Genomic DNA, 24,451 nt, shown 5'->3' with positions numbered 1-24,451 from the left:
GGAGCTTATATGACAACAGAAACTGTGACACCACAAAGCCAGAAAAAAACAGGCTTGGGTAGAAAGTTTTTAATCATCCTAACACTGATTATTGTGTTAGTTGCCTTTGGTGCAGTGGTTTTCTTGCAGCAGTTTATTGCGGGCAAAAAAGCAGAGGCCGCAGCCAATATGCCTGAATCAGTCAGCCAAATCACAGCAATGGAAGTGGCAACCCGTGACTGGACGCCAATGATCTCTGCCGTGGGTTACATTCGTCCAAACCAAGGGGCCATGTTAAGTGCTCAGGCAGCTGGCACGGTTAAACGTGTGCTGGTTCAATCTGGCCAGCGTGTGAACAAGGGCGATCTCTTGTTAGAACTCGACAGCAGCGTGGAAGAAGCCACCCTTAAGGCCTCCCAAGCCCAGCTTTCAGCTGCCAAGGCCAATTTTGATCGTTATCGTAACTTGATTGCTTCAAACTCTGCCTCAAAAGCGGAATTTGATAATGCCCAAGCGACCTACAATCAGCTTTTAGCTAATATTGAATCCCTTAAAGCGACCATTGGCCGTCGCCAAATTTATGCGCCATTTAGCGGCGTGGCGGGTATCGTCAATGTAAACGTGGGTCAATATATTACCATGGGTACTGAAATTGTACGTGTGGAAGATCAAAGTGCCATGAAGGTTCGCTTCACCCTGCCACAAACTGATCTTGAAAATTTAGCTGTTGGTCAAAAGGTGACAGCAGAAATTGATGCTCTGCCAGCCCAAACCTTCCCAGCCCGTATTACGGCCATCGATCCTGCGGTGGATCGCAGCACCGGCTTAATCAATCTTGAAGCGACAATTACCGAAGGCCAAGAGAAACTCTTGTCAGGTATGTTTGCCCGCCTAAATGTCTCTTTACCAAGCCAGCACAACCAAGTGATCGTGCCACAAATTGCGGTGACCTATACCATGTATGGCGAAACGGTTTATCAGCTACAAGCCCTGTCTGAGGAAGATAAAAACCTTATCAACAAGATGGCAGAACAAAACCCAAGCCTAGATGTGAACAAGATCTACCGTGCTAAACAAGTGGAGGTTAAAACCCTTGACCGCCGTGGTGTCTATGCCCAATTAGGCAAGGGCCTAAAAGCAGGTGATTTAATTGCAACAGGTGGCCTACAACGTTTAAGCAACAATGCCTTGGTGCAAGTCACCGATGTTGAGCCTGTAGGCGTGACCCAGCCGGCCAAATCGACCAAACTCTAATTGAGGTAGGCAATGAAATTTACCGATATTTTTATCAAACGCCCCGTACTTGCTATCTGTATCAGCCTCTTGATTACCATCTTGGGCTTACAGTCAATCAGCAAGTTGCAAGTGCGTGAATACCCTGAAATGACGATTTCCATCGTCACCGTTAGCGTAAATTACGCCGGTGCCGATGCCAGCCTTATGCAGGCCTTGGTTACCTCACAAATTGAGGAAGCGGTGGCCCAGGCGGACAATATTGACTATATGACCTCATCTTCTAGCCCGAGTACCACCACGGTAACGGCCAAGATGAAGCTCAATACCAACCCGCAAGAAGCCCTTTCAGATATTTCTGCCAAGGTGAATGCCATTCGTTCTAACCTCCCAAGCGGGATTGACGATCCGTCTATCAGCGTGTCTTCAGGTTCTAACGATGCCTTTATGTACATCCGTTTTACCTCGGATGAGCTTTCTGCACCGCAGGTAACAGACTACCTTAACCGTGTGGTTAAGCCGCAGTTCTTTACTGTCAATGGTGTATCCAGCGTAAACATCTTTGGTGGGGCAACCTTTGGCCTGCGTATTTGGTTAGATCCTGACAAAATGGCAGGCTACAACCTTTCAGGTGCTTCTGTCTTGTCAGCCCTGAGTGCCAACAACCTTTCTACTGCCGCAGGCAGTGCCAATGGTTACTACACGGTTTATAAGAACAAGGTAGAGTCCACCACGCCATCTGTGTCAGAACTGGAAAACGTGACAGTTGCAACCACATCTGAAGGCTTACAAATTAAGCTTAAGGATATTGCCAGCGTTGAACTAGACAAATCCTCTGATGCCGCCCGTGCCACAGCCAACAGCAAGGATGCGGTGGTGATTGCTGTAGAAGCAGCCGCAACGGCCAATAAATTAACCGTGGCCAAGAATGTGTATCCGCTCTTTGAGCAAATTCTTGATAACCTACCAACTGCAATTCAGGGTGAGATTTTATACGATAGCACCATTGCTATTAACAGCTCCATCACCGAGGTAATCAAGACCATTGGTGAAGCAACAGTAATCGTATTGGTGGTGATTATCCTCTTCTTGGGTTCATTGCGGGCCATGATTATTCCGGTTATCACCATTCCAATTTCCTTGATTGGGGTGCTTTTCCTACTCCAAATGCTGGGCTTCTCCATCAACCTCTTAACGCTTTTAGGCCTGATCCTGGCCATCGGCTTGGTGGTGGACGATGCTATCGTGGTCTTGGAAAACGTAGAGCGTCACGTTAAAGAGGGCAAATCGCCATTTGATGCGGCCATCATCGGCACACGAGAAATCGCCCTGCCTGTTATCTCTATGACCATCACCTTGGCCGCCGTGTACTCGCCAATGGCCTTGATGGAAGGTGTGACAGGTTCCCTCTTTAAGGAATTTGCCCTAACCCTTGCAGGTGCGGTCTTTATTTCAGGTATTGCCGCCCTTACGCTTTCGCCAATGATGTCTAGCCGGGTACTTAAACCGCACGACCACGAAAACGAAAGCCGCTTTGTGAAGTGCATCAATGGCATGTTAGACAAGATGACTTCTTGCTACACCAATATGCTTCGGGGTGTGATGGCCGTGCGTTGGTTTATGTTGATTTTTGCCATCGCCATTTTCGCCAGCCTGCCTTTCTTGTTTACCTCGCTTTCCAGCGAAGTGGCACCAAGCGAAGACCGTGGTGTGGTTGTGGCCTTCTCAAATGGCCCGTCTAACACCAACTTAGACTACAGCCAAGAAGCTCTTGAGCCATTTAACAAGAAAGTACTCGAGCTGCCAGAAGTTCACGGTATGATGTCTATTGCAGGCTTTAGCGGTAGCAACAGTGCCTTATCCATTATTTCCTTGAAAGATTGGTCTGAGCGTTCAAAGAGCCAGGCTGAAGTGAAAAATGTGGTAGCAGGCCTAGCCAAAGATGTGGTAGCCATGGACGTGAATGCGGTTGCCTTCCCTGAAATCCAAACAGGGGAAAGTGGCTTGCCATTCTCTGTGGTGATTACCACAGCCGAAAGCTACAGCAAACTTGCTGAAGTGGCGGCTGACTTCTTGAAGAAAGCCCAAACCTCAGGCCAGTTCTTCTTTGCTAACCTAGACCTGAAATTTGACACGGTCACCATGAAAATGAAGTTCGACCGTGAAAAAATGGGCACCTATGGCGTGACCATGCAACAGGTCAGCGGCACCTTGGGTAGCTTCTTGTCAGGCGCTATCATCACCCGTGTGGATATCGACTCCCGTGCTTACCCAATCGTGTCACAAGCGGTACGCCAAGACCGTTTAAATCCACAGGATTTAATGAACTACTATGTGACCACGGCCAGCGGCGCCTCTATTCCATTGGGATCGTTTGTGACCATGGAAACCGTGACCGAACCAGCTTCACTTAGCCGTATGAACCAGCTTAACTCAGCCACCATCGGCGGCGTGGTATCCGGTTCTATCGGTGATGCCGTGAAATGGGCCCAGGCTGAACTAGACCGCAGCCTCCCACAAGGCTACCAGTACGACTTCAAATCCGAAGCCCGTCAGTACATCCAAGAGGGTAACTCTATGATGATGACCTTCGCCTTGGCTGTCGTGATGATCTACATCGTGCTAGCCATCCAGTTTGAGTCCTGGCGTGATCCGCTGGTTATCCTGGTGTCGGTTCCGCTGGCCATCAGTGGTGCGTTATTGGTAATGAACGTGTTAGGCGTTGCAGGTGTTGCAGGCTCAACCCTCAATATCTACTCCCAGGTAGGCTTGATTACCCTAGTGGGTTTGATCACCAAACACGGTATCTTGATGTGTGAAGTGGCCAAAGAAGAGCAGTTGCTCCACGGCAAATCCCGCTTTGAGGCCATTGTGTATGCTGCAACCATCCGTTTACGTCCAATCATGATGACCACAGCGGCCATGATTGCAGGCTTGATCCCTCTCCTCTTTGCCTCTGGTGCAGGTGCCATTGCCCGCTTTAGTATCGGTATGGTGATTGTTGCAGGCTTGGCCATCGGGACACTCTTTACCCTGTTTGTGCTTCCGGTGATCTACACCTTCTTAGGCAGCGAACACAAACCGCTTCCTGAGTTTGATGAAGAGAAATATGCCTTACCTAAGGCCTAAGGCTTGAAAGTGAGATAAGAAAAACCCTAACCGTTGAGAGATGGTTAGGGTTTTTTGTTGCGACAAGCGGTTAAAAATCCACAAAAACCTGCAAATTATTCCACGGCCCCTTGATGGCGCCAGCGTCCTCGCCACAACTGTTCAAAACATTAACTTGGTGAGCCATAAAGCTTATCAACTTTATCAGGATCCTTGATGGCGCCAGCGTCCTCGCTGGTGCCTTTTCGCTCAAGAGGTCTGCGGCACCAGCCTGGAGGCTGGCGCCATCAAAGGCCGTTGAGCTTGTCGAACCGCTGTCGAAGCCTTCCCTCTAAAATTTACACAGCAAACGATTGCTTCTTTTGCAAGAAAAGCCTAAAATTTATCCGCTTGTTTTTTAACACCCTAGGAGATCTCCCATGAACAAGGCCTATAAAATTATTTGGAACACTGCCCTAAATTGCTGGCAAGTCGCTTGCGAACTGGCCCGTGGCAAAATAAAATCCTCTCAATCAATCAATCAATCAATCAATCAATCAATCAATCAATCAATCAATCAAAGCATAATTCTCCCTTCTTATTAAAACCTCTCTTTGTTTTTTGCTCTCTTAGTCTCCTTTCTTCTGTAAGCCTTGCTAATATAAATATTTCTCTGCTTGAAACTATCAAAATAGATGATGTTCCTCATGTATTGATTATGAAGGTCTCTGATGATGGCAGTGTGGTGATAAATCCTAGTTCCAATGATTGGTTCGGATTATGGTCAGGGCCTAACTGGGCTACAAAAACTGATTTGGGTACTTTAAGAAGTGATAATTCAGGCTTTTCCTACGCTAATAGCATCAGTGCCAATGGCCGTGTAGTGGCAGGTAGAGCTCCCAATGACAATGATGAAGAGAGAGCCGTATTATGGTCCGGCCCTAACTGGGCAACCAAAACCGATTTAGGCACTTTAAGAAGCGATAATTCCGGTAGGTCTGTGGCTGTTTATATCAGTGCCGATGGCCGTGTAGTGGCAGGCATCGCTCCCAATGACAATAATGAAGAGAGAGCCGTATTATGGTCTGGCCCTAACTGGGCGACTAAAACTGATCTAGGTACCTTAAAAAGTGATAATTCAGGCTGGTCTGATCTTAGATCCATCAGTGCTGATGGCCGTGTGGTGGCAGGTCGGGCTATCAATGACAATAATGAAATTAGACTTGTAGTATGGTCAGGCCCTAACTGGGCGACTAAAACGGATTTGGGTCGCTCAATGTTTATAATTGATCTTATCAGTGCTGATGGAGGTGTGATAATAGGTTATAATCCCTCTATTCATAGGAGTAAGGATGTCTTATGGTCAGGGCCTAACTGGGTGACTAAAACCGAGTTGGGTACCTTAAAAAGTGATAATTCTGACTATTCTAGTGCTAGCGCTATCAGTGCCGATGGCCGAGTGGTGGCAGGTCAGGCTACCAATGACAACAATGAAGATAGAGCCGTATTATGGTCTGGTCCTAACTGGGCGACCAAAACCGATTTAGGCACCTTAAGAAGCGATAATTTAGGTAGCTCTGCAGCAACTGACTTGAGTGATGATCAAAGTGTAGTTGTAGGTTATGCCCATAACGAAAATAATGAATATAGAGCCGTATTATGGTCTGGCCCTAACTGGGCAACCAAAACCGATTTAGGCACCTTAAAAAGTGATAATTCTGGCCAATCGTTTGCTCGGAAAATTAACGCTGATGGTACCATCGTAGCTGGAGGTTCTGAAACTGACGATAGGAGTGGTGGCTATACTGGAATGGTAATGGCCCTCTGGAAGCTGGCCTACACCTCCACCCCCGACACAGCCCCAGAAGCAGAAGCCTTGCCTGAATATGTGGTGCCTGATGAGCCAGCTCCAGCGCCTGAACCTAGCCCAGCACCGGTTGAGCCAGCCCCAGCACCCCAAGGCCCTGTTGTGGTTGCGATGGTGGACGTGGCCAAAACCCAACAAACCCTCCACCAGTTGGGGGCAGACACCTTTAACCTGGTTTCCCTACAGGCCAACGCCTTGCGCCGCTTGCAACAGGGCTGTATTGCGGATAATGGCTTCTGTTATGCTGTCTTAAACGACTTTAGCCAAACAACCCACAGCCAAGACTTTATGTCTGGCCTGCGCTTGGGCTATGGCCACAATGGTTTAACCCTGGGCCTGGGCTTCGACCGCTCCCATTACCGCCAGTTGCCAGACACCTATCAGGCCAAACGCAACAACCTAGGCCTTAGCCTCTTTGCCCATTGGGAAAAAGATGGCTGGTATTTGGCACCAAGTGTCGCTTGGGATAAGTACCAAGCCAGTATCAAACGCCAAGCCCTGAAAAACACAGAAGCAGGCCAAAATGTCAGCACCATCAAGGGCTTGGGTGCCAGCTTAACCTTTGGTAAGGACATTGCCTTGGCCAGCGGCAACCAAATCGGCTGGTATGGTGCCTTGCGTTACAGCCAAGTCCGCCGTGATGGCTATACTGAAACGGGTGCAGAATTCCCTGCCACCTATGCCAACCTCAAATTCCAAGACACAGCCTTGGCCGTGGGCTTGAAATCCAGCGTCCAGCTTAACCCAAGCCTGCAATGGCTGGCCAGCGTGGAGGTGGAAAAATCCATTTCCAACAGTGCGCCAACCTATAAGGTTAATGCACCTTATATTGGCAACTTCCAACATGAGGCCAGTGTGAATAGCCTGCGGCCAAAAATCCAAACCGGCCTGCGTTATAACTTTGCCCCAAGTTTCAATGTAGATCTTATGCCTTATATCCAGCGTGCCATGTTCGGCAGCACCCAACGGGGCGTGAGCTTGAATTTTACAGGGAAATTTTAAACCAAGAAGCTGAAGCCATCGGTGCTTAGATAAAGAAAACCCTAACCGTTGAGAGATGGTTAGGGTTTTTTATTGCGGCAAGCGGTTAAAAATCCACAAAAACCTGCAAATTATTCCACCGCATAATATTCCAATTCCACGCCAAACTCTTTGAGCAAACTCCTTGCCATTTTTGCATGGCTGAGAACCGCTTGTTTTTCCACCATGACGGCTCGTTTAATGGGCAAGTCACTTAAGCCCTGTAGGCGGCGGTAGTTGAGGGCTGCTTGCAAGGGCAGGAAGCTGGGGTTAAAGGCAGCATTTTCGGCATAGCGGCCGGTGATAATCTGATTGCCCACCTCCAAGGCCAGGCCGCTGAGTGCTTGGCTGTATGGGGCATAGGCCTGGTTGGCGGCTTGGAGGGCGGCTTGCACCAGTGGGTCTGAATTTGTCAGATTTAGGTGATGCTCCTGCGGGTCAAACAAGACCTTGGCTACATTCAAATCCTTAGGCCCAAAGGCATCGGGCAGGTAGCTGTGCAGCTGGTTGTTTTGGCTGTGGGGCAGGTGGATCTGTAGGCTTGAGGCGCTGTTGAGTTCGTTTAAGAACTGGCGGCAGTGGCCGCAAGGGGTGTAATTGACCACAATATGATTTAAGCCCTTTTCTCCTGCCAGCCAGGCGTGGCCAACGGCACTTTGTTCAGCGTGTACGGTTTGCTGCATGGCCTCGCCTGCAAATTCTTGGTTGGCCCCAAAGTAGAAGTTGCCAGATTGGCCAATGGCTACCGCTCCAACGTAGAAGTTGGATACCGGCACCAAGGCATAGCAGGCGGCCAGGGGCAGGCAGTGGAGGGCTAAATCTACCGCTGATAACTCAAACTGCTGGCAGGTTTGGGTGACAAAATCGGCTGAGAATTGGGCTTGGTAGTCTTGCTTAATCAGTTGCTCAAGCAGGGCTTGGGTGATGGCTTGGTTTTGGGTTTCTAGGGCGGCTAGGCGGGCTTGAATATGGGTTAAATCTGGCATAAAAACTCCTTAATGGCGTTCAACAATCACGCCCACGCTGGCGGCTTCTGCAACCGCTTTGGGCTTGTGGAGGGTAAGGCGGAGGGCGGGCACTTGAAATTTGGCCTGGATCATATCCGCCACTCGGTGGGCCAGGGTTTCAACCAGGGCAAAATGTTGGGATTGGGTCAGCTCAATAACAGCTTGGGAGACCTCGGCATAATTGAGACAGTATTGGACATCATCCGTCTCGGCTGCCTTGCGGAAATCCCAGGCCATTTCGAGGTCGAAAACCAGACGCTGTTTAATGGTTTTCTCCCATTCATAAGCACCGATGGAGGCGAAAACGGTTAATTCTTTAATAAATACTTTATCGTGCATAAAAGCTCCTTTTTAGAGTATGATATGCTACTCAAAGCCAGCACCATTTGAAATATAAAAGGGAAAAATATGAGTGGTTTGTCACATTTCTTGATTATAAGTGCCTATTTCTTGGGCACCATACCCAGCCTTAGGCTCTTTAACTGGTTATCAGGCGGGGAGGCCCTTGCAAAAAATCAGCAAAAATTGACCGCTTGTGGGGTGACGGTTCTAGACTTCCTCAAGGGGATTTTACCTGTTGCAGTAGGCCTTGCCCTCAATCTTTCACCAAGTGCCTTGGGTGGTGTGGCTTTTGCTGTTTGTTTGGGGCATATTTTCCCTGTCTTTAACAGGTTTGAGGGTGGCAAGGGCACAGTGACGGCCTTGGGAGTAATTCTGCCCATGAGTTTTGGGATTGCAGGCCTGGCTCTAGCCACATGGTTGGTTAGCTTTTTAGTGCTGGGCTATCGCACGGCTAGTGCCGTGCTGACTGCGCTGGTGCTGCCGGCCTATGTTTGGTGGCTCAGGCCAGAGCTGACCTTTCCTATCGCCCTGGTTTGTTGTTTGATTGTTTATCGCTACCACGACAATATCCAAGATATGTGGCGAGGGTTGGAGCCTAAGGTTCGGTGGTGGTAATCGCTTCCTGATGCTGTTCCACCATGTGTTCCGCCTCGGTGGTGAGCGATGCAATCACATTGCGGTAGGTAATTTCAAGGGTTTCTCGGCTGGTGGCAATCACCCCTTGATCGTTTAAGAAGCCATCATTAACATCATAAACCCAGCCGTGGATAGAGAGTTTCTTGCCCCGTTTCCAGGCAGCATCAATAATAGACGAACGGCCCAGATTATAAACCTGCTCGGCCACATTCAAACGCACTAACATATCCGCCCGATCTTCAGGCGGTAGCTTGCCCAAGAGGTGGCTGTGCTTGAACCAGAGATCTTTAATATGCAAGAGCCAGTTGTTAATCAAGCCATAATCCTCATTGGTCATGGCGGCCTTAATGCCCCCGCAGTTGGTATGGCCGCAGATGATGATATGTTCAATATCCAGCACATCCACCGCATACTGCACCACAGACAGACAGTTGAGATCGGTATGGATAACTAAATTGGCCACATTACGATGAACGAAGAGTTCACCAGGCTCCAGGCCCGTTAGCTTTTCGGCAGGCACACGGCTATCGGCACAACCAATCCAAAGATAGGTCGGTTTTTGGTGGGCGGCCAGCACCTTGAAATAATCAGACTGCTGATCCTTCATTTCAGTCGCCCAGGCGTGGTTATTGGCAAAGAGGGTTTCGATGGATTTCATGGTCTTTCCTTAAATTTTTTGTATCTTGTTGATGTTTGCAAGGGTCTATTCTACCCACAAAGGCAATCTAATTTCTACTCTCAATCCCCCAATCGGGCTTTTGGCCGCTTGTACCAAGCCCTTATGTTGCTGAATGGCATTGGCCACAATGGCCAAACCTAAGCCTGTGCCGCCAGTTTGGCGGGCACGGTCTTGTTCTACACGGTAGAAGGGGCGGAAAATTTGGTCGTATTCGCCATCAGGAATACCCATGCCATCATCATCCACCAAGATAATCAGCTCTGCCTTATCAATATACATGGTGACCTTGATCATACTTTTAGCGTATTTTTGTGCATTGCGGATAACGTTTTCCAGGGCGCTGGCCAGTAGTACCTGATTGCCATTTAATTTATGGTGATCGGTAAAGGGAATGCGTTGGCTAACATAGAGGCTGATGCCATTTTGTTCGGTTTCAAACTTGGCATTTTCCAGCACATCCTCCCAAATCTTATTGACGGTAAAGACTTCACGGGTCAAGTGGTGGCCCAGCTGCTGGCGGGAGAGGGTCAGCAGGTCTAAAATCATGGTATTGAGCTTGTCGATTTCGTTTTCAATACGGGTTAGCTCATTGGACTCTCCATTGCGGCGGCGAATGAGGGAAACGGCCAACTGCATACGGGTAAGTGGCGTTTTAAGCTCGTGGGAAATGTCTGAGAGCAGGCGTTGTTGGTAGTTACGCAGGTTCTGAAGTGAGCTTACCATTTGGTTGAAACTGCGACCCACTTTACGCAGCTCATTAATGCCTTCGGTTTCTAGCCTCGGATCAATAGCCAAATTGCCGGTGGCCACCGCATTGGCTGAAATCCGCAAGGCCTTGACAGGCTTGGCAATTTTCCAGGCCAGCCAAAGTAGGACGGGCGTGCTGATGAGCAAGAGCAGGAGCAGCATGAGCCAAGGGGAGTCAAAGAGCTTATTGATCAGTTCAGTTTGAGGATCAACCCGCTTGAGGAAGTATTGATAATATTCTCGTTGCGGCGATTGCAAGACAAAAGGCCCGTGGTATTCAACGTTGCCAAAGCGACGTTGTAGCGGTTTTGCAGGGTTATCTGCCCGAAAAATAAAGGTTTGGAAGGCCTTGAGGTGGTGTTCAGGCACGCCCCGAAACATACCCGTGTTTTTTTCCAGTAAAATCACATCAAAGCCATTGGGGGTTTTGACAGCCAGGCCTCGCTCAAAAACCTCATCCAGGTTGTATTCAACCTCAGTACTTTGGCTTTCACGTTGGTAAAAGGCCAGTTCACCGCTTTCAAGGTTTGAGAAAATACGGGCATCGTAATGGGGTAGGATAAAGGCAATGCCGAGCAGGATAGCAAAGGTGAACCAAAATGAGGCAAAAATTTGATAAGCTAGGTAATTGCGGATTTTTTTGATACGGTTGAAGAGGTGCATATTTCAATCTCATAAGTAAAAATCCCCGAAAATCGAGGGATTTTGAAGATTATTTTTCAGTGACCAGTAAATAGCCTCGACCACGCAGGGTTTTGAACCAAGGCAAATTATCATCTCGTTCTGGCAATTTCTTACGCAGGTTGGAAATGTGCATATCAATGGCTCGGTCGTAAGGGGTCAGGCGTTTGCCTAAAATTTCCAGGCTTAGGAGTTCACGGGAAAGAATTTGCCCTGGGTTACGAATGAGCATTTGCAGCAGGGCAAATTCCGTGCCGGTTAATTCTAAGTCCTTGCCCTGATAGGTGGCCTGTTGGCGGCCAGAATGGAGTTCCACCCCGCCAAATTGCAACTGCTTGTTGTCCTTATCGCCTGAGCTGCTGTCAAGGCCGTCCAAGAGTGGTGATTTGGTGCTGGCCGTGCGGCGTAAAATGGCCTTAATACGGGCAACCAATTCCCGATCATTAAAGGGCTTCGGCAGGTAGTCGTCCGCCCCCAGTTCAAGGCCTAGCACACGGTCGATTTCATCGTCACGGGCGCTAAGCATTAAAACAGGCGTATCGTATTTTTGGCGAATATGCTTGAGGGTTTCAATGCCATTTAAGACAGGCATCATCACATCTAATAAAATGAGTTCATATTGTGCTAACTCAAGATCATTTAAGGCATCCTGCCCGTTGTGTACAACACGAATATCAAATCCTTCCAAGGAAAGCAGCTCAGCAAGAAGTTCTGTGAGTTCTACATCATCATCTACAAGCAAAATTTTTGGCATAGCTTGGTTCCTATCCATTATAGTTTTGTCGTGGGTATGACCCGCTAAATCGGTTTTAACGGCAATCAATTTGAACATTTTACCCACTTTTGTCAATTTATTTCAACAGTTTTATTTGATTCCAGTAATTATCTAATTCATCAAGACTGCAAGATGAGAGGTTTTTTTCGTCTTTTTCCACCATTTTTTCTACTTTTCTAAAGCGATTTTCAAACTTTACGTTAGCGTGACGAAGATTACTTTCCGCCTCAAACTGACAATGGCGACATAAATTTACAGTCGCAAAGAGCAGATCGCCCAATTCCTCGCCCAGTTTTTCCCTGTCTTGGGGCTGTTTTTCTAGCTCTTGTTTGACCTCTTCCAGCTCTTCCTCCACCTTGGCCAGCACAGGCGGCAGTGAAGCCCAATCAAAACCCACCTTAGCACAGCGTTTTTGCAGCTTATGGGCCCGGGTCAGGGCAGGCAGGGCGAAGGGCAGATCATCTAAAATTGAGCTGGCCTCATTTGCAGATTTTTGAGCTTTTTCAACCGCTTTCATCTCCTCCCAGCGGGAAAGGGCCTCTTCACTGTTGCCAGCTGTTTGGTCGCCAAACACATGAGGATGGCGGCGAATGAGCTTATCAAAAACGTCGTTTAGTACATCTTGAAAGGAAAATGTTCCCTCCTCCTCGCTCAAACGGCTAAGAAATACCACCTGCAAGAGCAAATCGCCTAATTCCTCCCGCAGGGCAGCGCGGTCTTTGGTGTGAATGGCCTCGGCGACTTCATAGGTTTCTTCAAGTAGGTGAGGCAGCATGCTGTCGAAATCTTGTTTCAGATCCCAAGGGCAGCCCTTTTCAGGATGGCGAAGCTGGGCGACCAGCTGGATAAAATCGGTCATGGTGGTCATATAAAGTCCTTCTAGTCCTTGTTGATTATCCTTCTAGGATAGCGCCAGCGTCCTCGCTGGTGCTGATAAGTGCTTGATATACAGGCACCAGCCTGGAGGCTGGCGCCATCAATATTTCTATATTTTAACCCGCCATCAAGGCCTCAATATCCTCAATCTCTTTCGGGCAGCCTGAGGTCAGGTTTTTGTTGCCGTAGTCGGTGATAAGCAGATTGTCCTCAATCCGCACCCCAATGCCCTTGTAGGCCTCAGGCACGTCGGCATCTTGTGGAATATAAATGCCAGGCTCAACGGTTAAGACCATACCGATTTCAAGCGACCTATCCCGTTCTGTGCCGTAGTCGCCTACATCATGGACGTCCAGCCCCAGCCAGTGGCCCAGGCCGTGCATATAGTAGGCCTTGTAGGCCTTTTCTTCGATAAGGGTTTTGACCTCACCCTTCATCACGCCCAGTCTTACCAAGCCTTCAACCATAATTTCCACTGCTTTATCATTAGCCGCCTTAATAGAACTATTTGGCACCAAGAGCTTGGTGGCCTCTTTCAGCATGGTCAGTACCAGTTCATAAATCTCCCTTTGGGCTGGGCTGAACTTACCATTGATGGGGAAGGTGCGGGTGATGTCGCCAGCGTACATGGCGAACTCAGCACCTGCATCAATTAAGAGGAGATCGCCATCTTTTAGCACCTGATCGTTTTCGGTGTAGTGCAAAATGCAGGCATTGTCGCCGCCGGCCACGATGGAGTTATAAGAAGGAAATCTGGCCCCGAAGCGGGTGAATTCGTGTTGGATCTCGCCCTCAATTTCCATTTCGTAGCGGTTGGGGCGGGTTTGTTTCATGGCTCGAATATGGGCTAGAGCAGAGATTTCACAGGCCTTTTGGATGAGGGCAATTTCGGCTTGAGACTTAAAGAGACGCATTTCAGACAGGATAGGCTGCCAGTCAATCAGTTGGGTTGGGGCCTTTTGGCGTTGGGCGGCAATCTTATCTAGGCTCTTAAAGAGCAGTTCATCGCCCCAGGTTTGCAGGCCTCGGGCATGGTAGCAAGCGGTGAGGTTAGCCAGTTTTTCTGCAAGTTTGCCTTCGATTTCCTCAATGGGGTAGGCCGCATCAAGATTAAGGGCTTGAGGGGCAGCAGCAGTGCCTAAACGGCGGCCGTCCCAGGTTTCCCGTTCCTTGTCTTTTTCTCTTAGGAAGAGAATGCTTTGAGTTTGCCCCGCTTTTTTGATCAATAAGAGGGCCGCCTGGGGTTCCGCAAAGCCTGTTAGATACCAGAAGTAGCTATCTGGGCGGAAAACGTAATGGCAGTCGTTATTGCGGCGTTTTTCGCTTTCGGTAAAGACCAAGAGGGCGGAATTGTCCTGCATCTGCTCAAGTAGCTTTTGGCGGCGGGTGCGAAATTCTTCTTGTGGCAGCTGGGCTAGGTAGCTTAAATCCATATTTTCTCCTTTTTATTCTGTGGTTAATTGGGTAGGGCCAGGCGTTCTAGGCCTGAATAGACGGTGGTTTTGCCTGGGCGAGTGAAGGCTAGCAGGGTAAAATGATTGGCCTTGGCCATTTGGGCGGCCATTTGGGTGGTGGCGGAGATGGCGCAAAGCATTTCCACCCCGCAGGCCAGGCATTTTTGCACCATTTCAAAGCTGGCACGGCTGGTAACAAAAACAAAGCCCAGTGGGGCATTTTGCTGGGTATACCAGCCCAAGAGTTTATCCAGAGCAACATGGCGGCCCACATCTTCTCTGATGGCTAAGAGCTGGCCTTCAGGCGAGAAAAAGGCAGCAGCGTGGCTGGCGCCTGTGCGTTTGGCCAAATCTTGGTGGGCTTCAAGCTGCTCAAGGCAGGCAGGAAGCATGGCAGGATCGACTGCCTGCAAGCGGTTGAATTGGGGGAAAAATTGGCAAGATTGCTGGACTTGTTCCAGTTGTTCTACCCCGCAAATGCCGCAGCCCGTGCGGCCTGCCATAGAGCGGCGTTTTTCCTTGAGGGCCACAAACTGGCGGCTTGCAATTTCTAGCTGAATTTCAACCCCTTGTGGCTGCTCAATAATATCCAGGCCATAGAGCTGGCTCTTGTCCCTTAAAATCCCCTCGGCCAGGGAAAAACCCAGGGCGAAATCGGCCAAGTCCTTGGGGTACACATCATCACTGTATGGGAAATGCCGTTATAGACCAGGGCCACAGGTACTTCGCTGATAAGCTGGTCTTCTTGAGGGGCAAGGCTTAGGCTTTGATTGCCGAAGGTTAGGCGGGTAGCGTCAAAAGGGGTGGAATCTTGCATCATATTTATCATTCAGGAAAAATGCCCCATTATACGCCAATTTTGCTCTTAGAACAGGCTGGCCTCTAAACGAATTTGGCCTTTTTCCACCACAATGCCCTTGCCGAATTTCTTAATAAGGGCTTGTTTGGTGTCGGATTCGTCCAAGGTGTAAACAGGGTAGTGGTTAAGCAGGCTGCTGACGCTTTCCATGAGCATGGGCATAAGCATTTGCAGTTGGTTTTGGTATTTATCGGGCGTGATGTGCCAGTTTTTTAGGCGGACATCTTGGAGATAGAGGGCGCCTTTTTCAGGGGAATAGTAGGGAATGGTGTCCAGGTTGAGCTGGATCTTGGCATCATAATTTCTGCCTTGCAGGGAGAGTTTGCCATCCAAGAGGCCAGTTACCGCCACCCGTTTTTCGTCTGTACGGCCAATTTGGGTGGAAAGCTCATCCAGCTTGTAGTGAAGCTGAAAGAGCTTGCCAAAGCCCACTTTGTTTTCAAGCGGGACTTTCTCGGCCAGATTATGCTCAAGATAGTGGTTGATTTCTTTCTCCGTAATGGCCAGCGGGTTGGCTGGGGCAAGGTTTGCGGCAAAAAGTAGGCCACAAGCGGTCAGTTTTGCAGAAATTTTCACAAATATTCTCATTTTTCAAGGGAAGTGGGGCGACTATAACAAGTTTGTAACCTAAAAGAAATAGGTTTTTGCTGCTTTTAGGGGCGGGAAAACAAGGAGAACTGGCCGAAAAATTTGATTTATCTCATAGAAAGTGTAAATAAATTGTGCTGCTTATGGTTTTAAATGTTAAAAATTTGTATAATTCTGCAAATTTTGGTTTGATAAAAATCAATCAATTTGCATATTCACGGCAAAGAGGTATTCGCATCTCAGAAAGCTGGGTGAATAATAGCAGGGTTAGTTGGTGTTTTATCAACTCAAATATTCTTAAAAGTGGACAACCGTTTTCGGTTTAGGAGTGATTATGATGCAGGTCAATCGAAGAAAATTCTTCAAGATCTGTGCAGGTGGTATGGCGGGAACGTCTGCGGCTATGCTAGGGTTTGCCCCAGCAACGGCCTTGGCAGCGCCTCGTGAATACAAACTCTTGCGTGCTCGTGAAACACGCAACACCTGTACATATTGTGCGGTTGGCTGTGGCATGCTTTTATATAGCATGGGCCATGGCTTATCAACCAATTCAAAGGGCAAACTTTTCCATATTGAGGGCGACCCAGACCACCCAGTCAGCCGTGGGGCATTATGCCCGAAAGGTGCAGGTGCCTTGGACTATGTAAACAGCCCTCGTCGGGTCCAATACCCAGAAGTGCGTGAAGCAGGCTCAACCGAGTGGAAACGCATTTCCTGGCATGAAGCTGTTGAGCGGATTGCCCGCCACATCAAAGACGACCGCGATGCCAACTATATTGAGAAAAATGCCGAAGGCACAGAAGTCAATCGTTGGATGACCGCAGGTTTCCTCGCTGGCTCTGCCTGTAGTAACGAAACGGGTTTATTAACACAAAAGTGGGTTCGCTCCCTCGGTATGATTTTTACCGATAACCAAGCGAGTATCTGACACGGACCAACGGTAGCAAGTCTTGCTCCATCATTTGGTCGCGGTGCCATGACCAACCACTGGTGTGATATTAAAAACTCCGATCTCGTTATTGTAATGGGTGGTAACGCTGCTGAAGCTCACCCTGTTGGCTTCCGCTGGGTGATTGAAGCCAAAAAACAAAACGGTGCGAAATTAATGGTGGTCGATCCACGCTTTAACCGTACCGCATCTGTTGCTGACATCTATATGCCACTGCGTTCTGGTACGGATATTGCCTTCCTATCAGGCGTGATCCGCTATTTGTTGGCCAACGACAAGATCCAACACGAATACGTTAAATACTATACCAATGCCACCTTCTTGGTGGACGAAGGCTTCAAGTTTGAAGACGGCCTCTTTACGGGCTATGACGAAGCCAAACGCAGCTATGATAAATCCAGCTGGACCTATCAATTCGATGAAGAAGGCCAGCCAAAACGTGATATGACCATGCAGGATCCACGTTGTGTGATCAATATGCTTAAGGCCCACGTTGAACGCTATACGCCTGAAATGGTAGAACGGATTTGTGGTACCAAACAAAAAGATTTCCAAATTTTCTGTGAGGAAATCGCCAAAACCTCCGATCCGAAAAAAGCCGCCAGCTTCTTGTATGCCTTAGGCTGGACACAGCACTCAGTGGGTTCACAAAATATCCGTACCATGGCCATGATCCAGTTGCTACTGGGTAACATCGGCGTGGCAGGTGGTGGGGTGAACGCCCTGCGTGGCCACTCTAACGTACAAGGTATTACCGACTTAGGCCTCTTCCCGCATATGCTAACGGGTTATCTGCCGCTACCAAGCGAAAGCGATACCAGCTTGCAGGCCTTCTTGGATCGTATTACCCCGAAAACCATGATCAAGGGCCAGGTAAACTATTGGCAAAACACGCCGAAATTCTTTGTAAGCCTGCTTAAAACCTTCTATGGCGACAAGGCAACCAAGGACAATGAATTTGGCTACCACTTCCTGCCAAAACAGGAAAAAGTGCGTTTTGACCACCTGCGCTTTATTGATGCCATGTATCACGGCAAGGTAAATGGCTATTTCTGCCAGGGTATGAACCCGATTGCCTCTTACCCGAACACGGGCAAGATCATCAAGGCCCTAAGCAAGTTGAAATATTTGGTTATTTTTGACCCGCTTATCACCGATACCTCCGAGTTCTGGAAGAACTATGGCGAGTTCAACGATGTGAAGAGCGAGGATATTCAAACCGAAGTCTTCCGCCTGCCAACCACTTGTTTCGTGGAAGAAGATGGCTCGATTGCCAACTCAGGCCGTTGGTTACAATGGCACTGGAAGGGGGCAGATCAGCCTGAATTTGCTAAGCCAGATATCGACATCTTGTCTGAAATCCGTGAAGAGTTGCTCCACCTCTACCACAAAGAGGGGGGCCGTGGTTTAGCCCAACTTGAAGCCATGACCTGGAACTATGCTAACCCGCTTGAGCCAAAAGCGGACGAAGTAGCCAAAGAAAACAATGGTTATGCCTTGGAAGACTTACTGGATGCCAATGGCAATGTGGTGGTCAAAAAAGGCGAATTGCTCTCAAGCTTCGCTCAATTGCGTGATGACGGCACAACCTCATCAGGCTGCTGGATCTACACTGGCCAATGGACACCGAAGGGCAACCAAATGGCCAACCGTGATAATTCCGATCCATCAGGCTTGGGTAATACCTTGGGCTGGGCCTTTGCATGGCCGCTCAACCGCCGGATTATTTACAACCGAGCCAGTGCAGACCGTGCGGGCAACCCGTGGAACCCGAAACGCCAGTTGGTCAAATGGAATGGCAAAAACTGGAACTACATTGACGTGGCAGACTACGGCACAGCGCCGCCAAACAGCGATGTGACACCGTTTATTATGCAAAATGAAGGGGTTAGCCGTCTCTTTGCCCTCGACAAGATGGCAGAAGGGCCATTCCCAGAGCATTATGAACCGATTGAGTCGCCTATCGGCACCAACCCGCTGCATCCGAATGTGGTATCAAACCCAGTGGCACGCTTATTGGATCATGACCGTGAAGCCATCGGTACATCGGCAGACTTCCCGTATGTGGGAACAACCTACCGCTTGACTGAGCACTTCCACTATTGGACCAAAAACTCGCTTATCAACGTGATTGCTCAACCTGAACAATTCGTGGAAATCAGCGAACAGTTGGCGGCCGAAAAAGGCATTGCCAATGGTGATCATGTGAAAGTGACCTCCAAACGTGGCTTTATCAAGGCCGTTGCGGTGGTGACCAAGCGTATTCGTTCCTTGGAGGCGGACGGCAAGCCAATTCATACCGTGGGTATTCCAATCCACTGGGGCTTTGCTGGCCTAGGTAAGAAGGGCTATTTTGCTAACAACCTGACCCCTCGTGTGGGCGATGGCAACACGCAAACCCCTGAATTTAAAACCTTCCTTGTGAACATTGAGAAAATAGCGGAGGCGTAAGATGGGTGTACAGACTCAAGATATTATCAAAATGTCGGCGACATCATTTGTTACGCCACCAGAACAAGCTCGTGACCACAAGTTTGAAGTGGCCAAGCTCATTGACGTGACCACCTGTATCGGCTGTAAGGCCTGCCAGGTGGCCTGCTCCGAATGGAATGATATTCGGGCAGAGCCTGAAAAATGCGTGGGGGTTTATGATAACCCAATCGATCTGAATGCCAAGGCCTGGACGGTGATGAAGTTCAACGAGGTGGAAGAAAACGACCGCCTTGAGTGGCTCATCCGTAAAGACGGCTGTATGCACTGTTCTGAACCAGGCTGTTTAAAAGCCTGTCCGTCACCAGGTGCCATTATCCAGTATAAAAACGGGATTGTGGACTTCCAGTCAGACAAGTGTATTGGCTGTGGTTACTGTATTGCGGGTTGTCCGTTCAACATTCCACGCATGAACCCAGACGACAACCGGGTTTACAAATGTACCCTTTGTGTGGATCGGGTCAATGTGGGCCAAGAACCGGCCTGTGTCAAAACCTGTCCAACGGGTGCCATTCGTTTTGGTAGCAAGGATGATATGAAGCGCTACGCCGAAAGACGTATCGAAGATCTCAAATCCCGTGGCTACGAAAACGCAGGCCTCTACGACCCAGAGGGCGTGGGCGGCACGCACGTTATGTATGTGCTTCACCATGCAGACAAGCCAGAACTTTATTCTGGCCTGCCAAAAGATCCGGGCATCGATCCAACCATTACCCTTTGGAAAGATGTGCTTAAACCAGTCGCTGCGGTGGCCATGGGCGGCCTGGCCCTTGCGGAAATTGCCCACTATGTGTCAATTGGCCCGAACACCGAAGAACTAGATGAAGAGCATGAGCACGAAGAAGACCATGCAGGAGGCAAAGATGAGTAAGAAAATGAAGATCAGTAACGACCACCGTATCGTTCGTCACCGATTGCCTGCTCGTTTAAGCCACTGGCTCTTGGTTATCTGTTTCTTTACCACGGGCTTATCAGGGTTGGCCTTCTTCTTCCCTGATTTCTCATGGCTGACAGAAATCTTTGGTACACCAAAAATTGCTCGAGCCATCCACCCCTTTACGGGCTTGGTGATGTTTGCGGCCTTCATTAACCTAGCGCTTATCTACTGGAAGCACAATATTCCAGAGAAAAACGATATCCGTTGGGCCAAGGGCATTGTGGAGGTCTTAAAAGGTAATGAGCATGCTGTGGCAGACAATGGCAAATATAACCTTGGCCAGAAATTACTTTTCTGGACCTTGATTATCGCCATGTTTACCTTGCTCATCACAGGTATCATTATGTGGAGACAATACTTCTCCCATAACTTCTCCATCCCTGTGCTACGCATTGCCATCTTGCTCCACTCGGCCTGTGCCTTCTTGCTCTTTACCGGCATTATGGTGCATATCTACATGGCCTTCTGGGTCAAAGGCTCCATCCGCAGTATGGTGGAAGGCTGGGTAACTGTCCGCTGGGCCAAAAAACACCATCCAAGATGGTACCGTGAAGATGTGCTGCCAAAACTTGAAAAAGAATTGGAAGAAAAAGCACGCCAAGACGCAGAAAAGCATAAATCTTAAAAGTGGTTGTTGAGAAAAAAAGGATTAGATCTTCGGGTCTAATCCTTTTTTATTGATGTACCGTGGGTAATGAATTACCCACGGTTAGACATAATCATTCCCCTTTGGGGAATGGTGTGTCTTTTGCCCCAAAGGGGCAAGATCATATTTAAACTAGGGTAACTCGTTACCCTAGGGTCTGTTGATAATTTGCTTAAAGGTAATTAAATCCCCCCCTCCGCCTTCGGCACCTCCCCCGCAAGCGGGTGGAGGGAAGTTTTTCATCAAGATTTTGTCTAACTTTCGCTCCCTCCGCTTGCGGGGGAGCTGCCCGAAGGGCTGAGGGGGGAATTATCAACAGCCCCTAGGCCTAAAATAGCTTTTTTACACTCAGCCAATAAAGCCTTATGGTCTTCCCCTTGGCTGGAAAAGAGTTTATCCAAGCCAGTAAATTCCTTAGGATAGGCTGCCTGCAAACGCTTCAAGCTGGCGTAGCAAGCTGAAAGCTTACGAGGTGTGGTGGCGAATAAATGCAGGTTTTGCCAGTCTCGCTCGCTTAAAGCCATCTCAACAAGCGGTGGTTTTGGCAGGATTTCTTGCAAATGATTGGAAAGGGGTAGTAAGGGTAAATCTCTTTCAAATTGGGAGAGGGCCTCATCAACCAAGCTCTTGCCTTGAGGAGAAAGGGGTAGGAGCATCATGGCACTGTGGTAGCCGCTACTTGCCTCGGGTTTTTGGCTGATTTGTACCAGTTTAAAACCGCAAGCCAGCCAAAAGTGGTAGAGGGGCTGGGTCAGACCAAAGCTGACCGACAGATAATCCAGCCCTCCCTTTTCTCGGGCTTGCAAAATAAAGTCAGAAACCAACCGCTTGCCCCTGCCTTGATTTTGTTTTGATGGCTCAACTGCTATGCGGGAAATCCGCAGAGAGCGTAGCCGACAGGCCTGGGGCAGATTGGCCTGAAAACAGAGATATTGAGCCACTAAATTCCCTTGGGGGCGGCGTGTGCCCTGCCAAATGGCAGCCGTTAATGCCTCATCTAGCCCGCCCTCTTCCACGGCCCAAAGGCCGGCCAAGCAGCGCTTTTCTTCCATTTGAATTAAATAATGCTGATGGGGCGCATCAAACAAACGGCGTAAATCGCTGGGCGTGGTTTTGTAGTGGGCCTGGCAGAGGAGCTGGTAAAAATCGTGTAAGGCATCTTGCCCTTGAACTTGGTCTTCCTCAAGCAGGAGCAACTGATTGATAAAGGCTTCCAAGGGATCATTTTCCTTAAACCGCAGGGGCGTGGTCAGCTGCCAGTGCTTATAAGGCTTGTTGCCAAGCAGGGGCAGGAATTTGAGGCTAAAACCCTTGCCCGTGCCCTCATAGTTTTGCGTGGTGGTGGTCAGCACCACTTTTTGGAAGAAGTGGCAGAGCTGGCCCAGCATGGGCAGAGGCAAGCTGGAGGCTTCATCGATAAAGAGCCAGTGGTTTGGGCTGATCTGGCCTTGCTCAATCTGCCTCATCAGATGATCGGGTGCCATAAAGTCAATCGCGTTTGCAGAAGCCTCCTGCCAAAAGCTGGCCAGGGCAGCTTGGTTTTTGGCCGTGACCAAAACCTTTTGCTCCTGGGCAAGGGCCTGGGCTAATTTACCTGCCAGGGTGGATTTGCCCCGCCCTCGGGGGGCGGTAATCAAATGAACCTGGGCTGGGTGGCTGGGCAGTTTCTCAAAAATATGTGCCTGTTGGGGTGTGAATTTGCCAAAAGTAGGGGGATTTTGCCCGCTTGTTAGGGCAAAATCAGGCGGATCAAGCTCAAAACCAAAGTCCTCAACCAAACGTTTGAAATGGGCATAAAAACGAGGGGTGGCAATAGCCTCCTGTCCATTCCAACGCAGGGCGTCTTCATCAATAATTTCTTCTAGCCGTTGCCAATCAGGGCAGAGCAGGACGAGGCTTCCGCCCTGCATAATGCAGCCTGCCACAATGGCCAGGGCCTCTAAATTGAGACAAAGACCAGCTTTCCCCCGCATATCATAAAGGGCGCAGGGGAGCTGTTTGCCCAAGAGACTTCTTGCCTGGGAAAAGTCCAGTTCAAAGGGCTGGCTGGCAGTTTGCACCAGCCTGATGGTTGAGCCGAAATCATGGGCTTCAGGCTGGGTTAAGATGACTAATTTTCGCATGAGCCTATTTTAGCCATTTTAAGCCCAAAGGCACGTAAATTTAGAGATCTTCAAACAAATAGCTGTCGTTAAAGAGCGCTTCTAAAAAAGCGTCCACCTCGGCCTTGCCCTCTTTGCCAAAGCCAAAAACGGATACCTCATTCATGGAGGTGGACTTGCGAATGCGGATAAGGGCGTCTGGGTATTCCTTGGTCAGGGCTTTTTCTACAATGCCCAAGGCCTTTTCAAAGGCTTCAGCTTTCATGCCATAGGGATGGGCCATGCGGATGTCGATACTTTTGCTCATAAATTGCTCCATAAGATTTACTGAAATTACATACAGTTTACTGGTTTTAAAATCAGTTGTAAATAATGTCAGTATCTGTTTTTCATAAAAATGTGTCCTAGATCACAGAATAATCCTTAAGAGGTAGGTATAATGGAATAAAGGAAATCAATTGGAGGACTATATGAAAACCTTAGGTGAATTTATTGTTGAGAAACAGGCCGAATACCCCAATGCCAAGGGGGAGTTGAGTAGCATTTTGGCAGCCATCCGCTTGGTGGCCAAAATTATCCACCGTGATATTAACAAGGCTGGCTTAACCAACGATATTATCGGCTTTTCAGGCAACGAAAATGTTCAAGGCGAGAGCCAAATGAAGTTGGATATTTTTGCCCACGAAAAAATGAAGGCTGCCCTGCTTGCTCGTGGCGAAGTGGCGGGTTTTGCTTCAGAAGAAGAAGAGGACATTGTGGTCTTCGACAATGAACAAAGCCGTAATGCCAAATACATCGTTTTAACCGATCCGCTGGACGGCTCATCTAATATTGACGTAAACGTGGCCGTCGGCACCATTTTCTCTATTTATCGCCGTGTCAGCCCCATTGGCACGCCAGTGACCCTGGAAGACTTCTTACAACCAGGCAACCGCCAAGTGGCGGCTGGCTATGTGGTTTATGGCTCGTCTACCATGTTGGTTTATACCACAGGCAACGGTGTTAATGGCTTTACCTATGAGCCATCGCTGGGCCTCTTCTGCCTCTCCCACCCAGACATTAAGATCCCAGAGGCGGGCAAATATTATTCCATTAACGAAGGCTCTTACTTCAAATTCCCAATGGGCGTGAAAAAATTTATCAAATATTGCCAGGAAGAAGTGCCAGAGGAAAAACGCCCTTATTCAGCCCGTTATATCGGCTCCTTAGTGTCTGACTTCCACCGCAATATGCTCAAGGGCGGCATCTATATTTACCCACAAACCACAGGCTATCCAAAGGGCAAACTCCGCCTACTCTATGAGGGCAACCCAATGGCCTTCTTGGCCGAACAAGCGGGCGGCCTGGCAACCGATGGTTTTAACCGTATTTTAGATCTTCAGCCAACTGAGTTGCACCAACGTGTACCGCTCTTTGTAGGCTCTAAAAATATGGTGGAACAAGCGGGTAAAATGATGGTTGAATTTGCAGATCAGGAATAAGGGCTTTTAAAAGCAG

19 protein-coding genes and 1 pseudogene are annotated in these 24,451 nt (G+C 48.8%); 9 read left to right on the top strand and 11 right to left on the bottom strand.

The genetic code is table 11. The features are described 5' to 3' along the window. Positions 1–9 precede the first annotated feature (9 nt). From A4G20_07210 to A4G20_07200, 3 genes are all read left to right on the top strand, one after another. Complete coding sequence (locus A4G20_07210; GenBank protein QIW16135.1) at positions 10–1,233, top strand: efflux transporter periplasmic adaptor subunit; 1,224 nt, start codon at positions 10–12, stop codon at positions 1,231–1,233. Between the two features lie 12 nt (positions 1,234–1,245). After that, entirely contained in the window at positions 1,246–4,341 is a 3,096-nt protein-coding gene (locus A4G20_07205; GenBank protein ID QIW16134.1) for a transporter, read from the top strand. Between the two features lie 1,336 nt (positions 4,342–5,677). Further along, positions 5,678–7,168 carry a hypothetical protein gene (locus tag A4G20_07200; protein ID QIW16133.1) on the top strand — a complete coding sequence of 497 codons (1,491 nt, stop codon included), beginning with the start codon at positions 5,678–5,680 and terminating at the stop codon, positions 7,166–7,168. Positions 7,169–7,278: 110 nt separating this feature from the next. Here A4G20_07200 and A4G20_07195 read toward each other — a convergent pair whose 3' ends face one another. Both A4G20_07195 and A4G20_07190 read right to left on the bottom strand, forming a co-directional pair. Continuing rightward, positions 7,279–8,172, bottom strand: coding sequence for a cytidine deaminase (locus A4G20_07195; protein QIW16132.1), 894 nt, complete (start codon positions 8,170–8,172; stop codon positions 7,279–7,281). A gap of 9 nt (positions 8,173–8,181) precedes the next feature. Beyond that, positions 8,182–8,532, bottom strand: a complete 351-nt coding sequence (locus A4G20_07190) for a dihydroneopterin aldolase (protein ID QIW16131.1) — start codon at positions 8,530–8,532, stop codon at positions 8,182–8,184. 69 nt (positions 8,533–8,601) lie between these two features. Here A4G20_07190 and A4G20_07185 point away from each other — a divergent pair, with 69 nt between their 5' ends. Further along, on the top strand, positions 8,602–9,150 hold the full coding sequence (locus A4G20_07185; GenBank protein ID QIW16130.1) for a glycerol-3-phosphate acyltransferase: 549 nt from the start codon (positions 8,602–8,604) through the stop codon (positions 9,148–9,150). On the opposite strand, the gene A4G20_07180 is transcribed toward A4G20_07185, so the two are convergent. The 7 genes and pseudogenes from A4G20_07180 to A4G20_07150 all read right to left on the bottom strand — a co-directional run bounded on the left by A4G20_07180 (position 9,131) and on the right by A4G20_07150 (position 15,830). Beyond that, positions 9,131–9,829 carry a carbonate dehydratase gene (locus A4G20_07180; GenBank protein QIW16129.1) on the bottom strand — a complete coding sequence of 233 codons (699 nt, stop codon included), beginning with the start codon at positions 9,827–9,829 and terminating at the stop codon, positions 9,131–9,133. The two genes, A4G20_07185 and A4G20_07180, sit on opposite strands and share 20 nt — an antisense overlap. A 45-nt stretch (positions 9,830–9,874) precedes the next feature. Next, a complete protein-coding gene (locus A4G20_07175) occupies positions 9,875–11,260 on the bottom strand; it encodes a two-component system sensor histidine kinase CpxA (GenBank protein QIW16128.1) in 1,386 nt (461 codons plus the stop codon). A 49-nt stretch (positions 11,261–11,309) separates the two neighbouring features. Next, complete coding sequence (locus A4G20_07170) at positions 11,310–12,032, bottom strand: DNA-binding response regulator (GenBank protein ID QIW16127.1); 723 nt, start codon at positions 12,030–12,032, stop codon at positions 11,310–11,312. A 97-nt stretch (positions 12,033–12,129) separates the two neighbouring features. Then, positions 12,130–12,921 (bottom strand): nucleoside triphosphate pyrophosphohydrolase, encoded by a 792-nt coding sequence (locus A4G20_07165; protein QIW16126.1) that lies wholly within the window; start codon positions 12,919–12,921, stop codon positions 12,130–12,132. Between the two features lie 124 nt (positions 12,922–13,045). Continuing rightward, the gene (locus tag A4G20_07160) at positions 13,046–14,362 is read right to left on the bottom strand and encodes a Xaa-Pro aminopeptidase (protein QIW16125.1); all 1,317 of its coding nucleotides are present in this window, start codon (positions 14,360–14,362) and stop codon (positions 13,046–13,048) included. Between the two features lie 23 nt (positions 14,363–14,385). Further along, positions 14,386–15,200, bottom strand: a pseudogene (locus A4G20_07155) (formate dehydrogenase family accessory protein FdhD). Positions 15,201–15,248: 48 nt separating this feature from the next. After that, complete coding sequence (locus A4G20_07150; GenBank protein QIW16124.1) at positions 15,249–15,830, bottom strand: hypothetical protein; 582 nt, start codon at positions 15,828–15,830, stop codon at positions 15,249–15,251. A gap of 337 nt (positions 15,831–16,167) precedes the next feature. On the opposite strand from A4G20_07150, the gene A4G20_07145 reads away from it, so the two are divergent. Genes A4G20_07145 through A4G20_07130 form a run of 4 tightly spaced genes read left to right on the top strand, consistent with a single transcriptional unit; the run spans position 16,168 to position 20,831 of the window. Further along, positions 16,168–16,758, top strand: a complete 591-nt coding sequence (locus tag A4G20_07145) for a sulfate ABC transporter substrate-binding protein (protein QIW16876.1) — start codon at positions 16,168–16,170, stop codon at positions 16,756–16,758. 48 nt (positions 16,759–16,806) lie between these two features. Continuing rightward, positions 16,807–19,230: a formate dehydrogenase-N subunit alpha gene (locus A4G20_07140; protein ID QIW16123.1), complete on the top strand. Its 2,424-nt coding sequence runs from the start codon at positions 16,807–16,809 to the stop codon at positions 19,228–19,230. A gap of 1 nt (position 19,231) precedes the next feature. Continuing rightward, positions 19,232–20,140 (top strand): formate dehydrogenase subunit beta, encoded by a 909-nt coding sequence (locus A4G20_07135; protein QIW16122.1) that lies wholly within the window; start codon positions 19,232–19,234, stop codon positions 20,138–20,140. Next, complete coding sequence (locus A4G20_07130; protein ID QIW16121.1) at positions 20,133–20,831, top strand: formate dehydrogenase subunit gamma; 699 nt, start codon at positions 20,133–20,135, stop codon at positions 20,829–20,831. The genes A4G20_07135 and A4G20_07130 overlap by 8 nt, the downstream gene beginning before the upstream one ends. Before the next feature lie 275 nt (positions 20,832–21,106). On the opposite strand, the gene A4G20_07125 is transcribed toward A4G20_07130, so the two are convergent. After that, on the bottom strand, positions 21,107–22,975 hold the full coding sequence (locus A4G20_07125) for a hypothetical protein (GenBank protein ID QIW16120.1): 1,869 nt from the start codon (positions 22,973–22,975) through the stop codon (positions 21,107–21,109). Positions 22,976–23,015: 40 nt separating this feature from the next. Next, positions 23,016–23,261 (bottom strand): DinI family protein, encoded by a 246-nt coding sequence (locus A4G20_07120; protein ID QIW16119.1) that lies wholly within the window; start codon positions 23,259–23,261, stop codon positions 23,016–23,018. 163 nt (positions 23,262–23,424) lie between these two features. Between A4G20_07120 and A4G20_07115 the strand changes: the two genes are divergently transcribed. Then, positions 23,425–24,435 carry a fructose-bisphosphatase gene (locus tag A4G20_07115; GenBank protein QIW16118.1) on the top strand — a complete coding sequence of 337 codons (1,011 nt, stop codon included), beginning with the start codon at positions 23,425–23,427 and terminating at the stop codon, positions 24,433–24,435. Positions 24,436–24,451 lie beyond the last annotated feature (16 nt).

The organism is Pasteurellaceae bacterium RH1A, assembly GCA_012221805.1.
Classification (GTDB): domain Bacteria; phylum Pseudomonadota; class Gammaproteobacteria; order Enterobacterales; family Pasteurellaceae; genus RH1A.
Note: the sequence above shows the minus strand (reverse complement) of the source record. Positions and strands in the feature narration are given on the sequence as shown.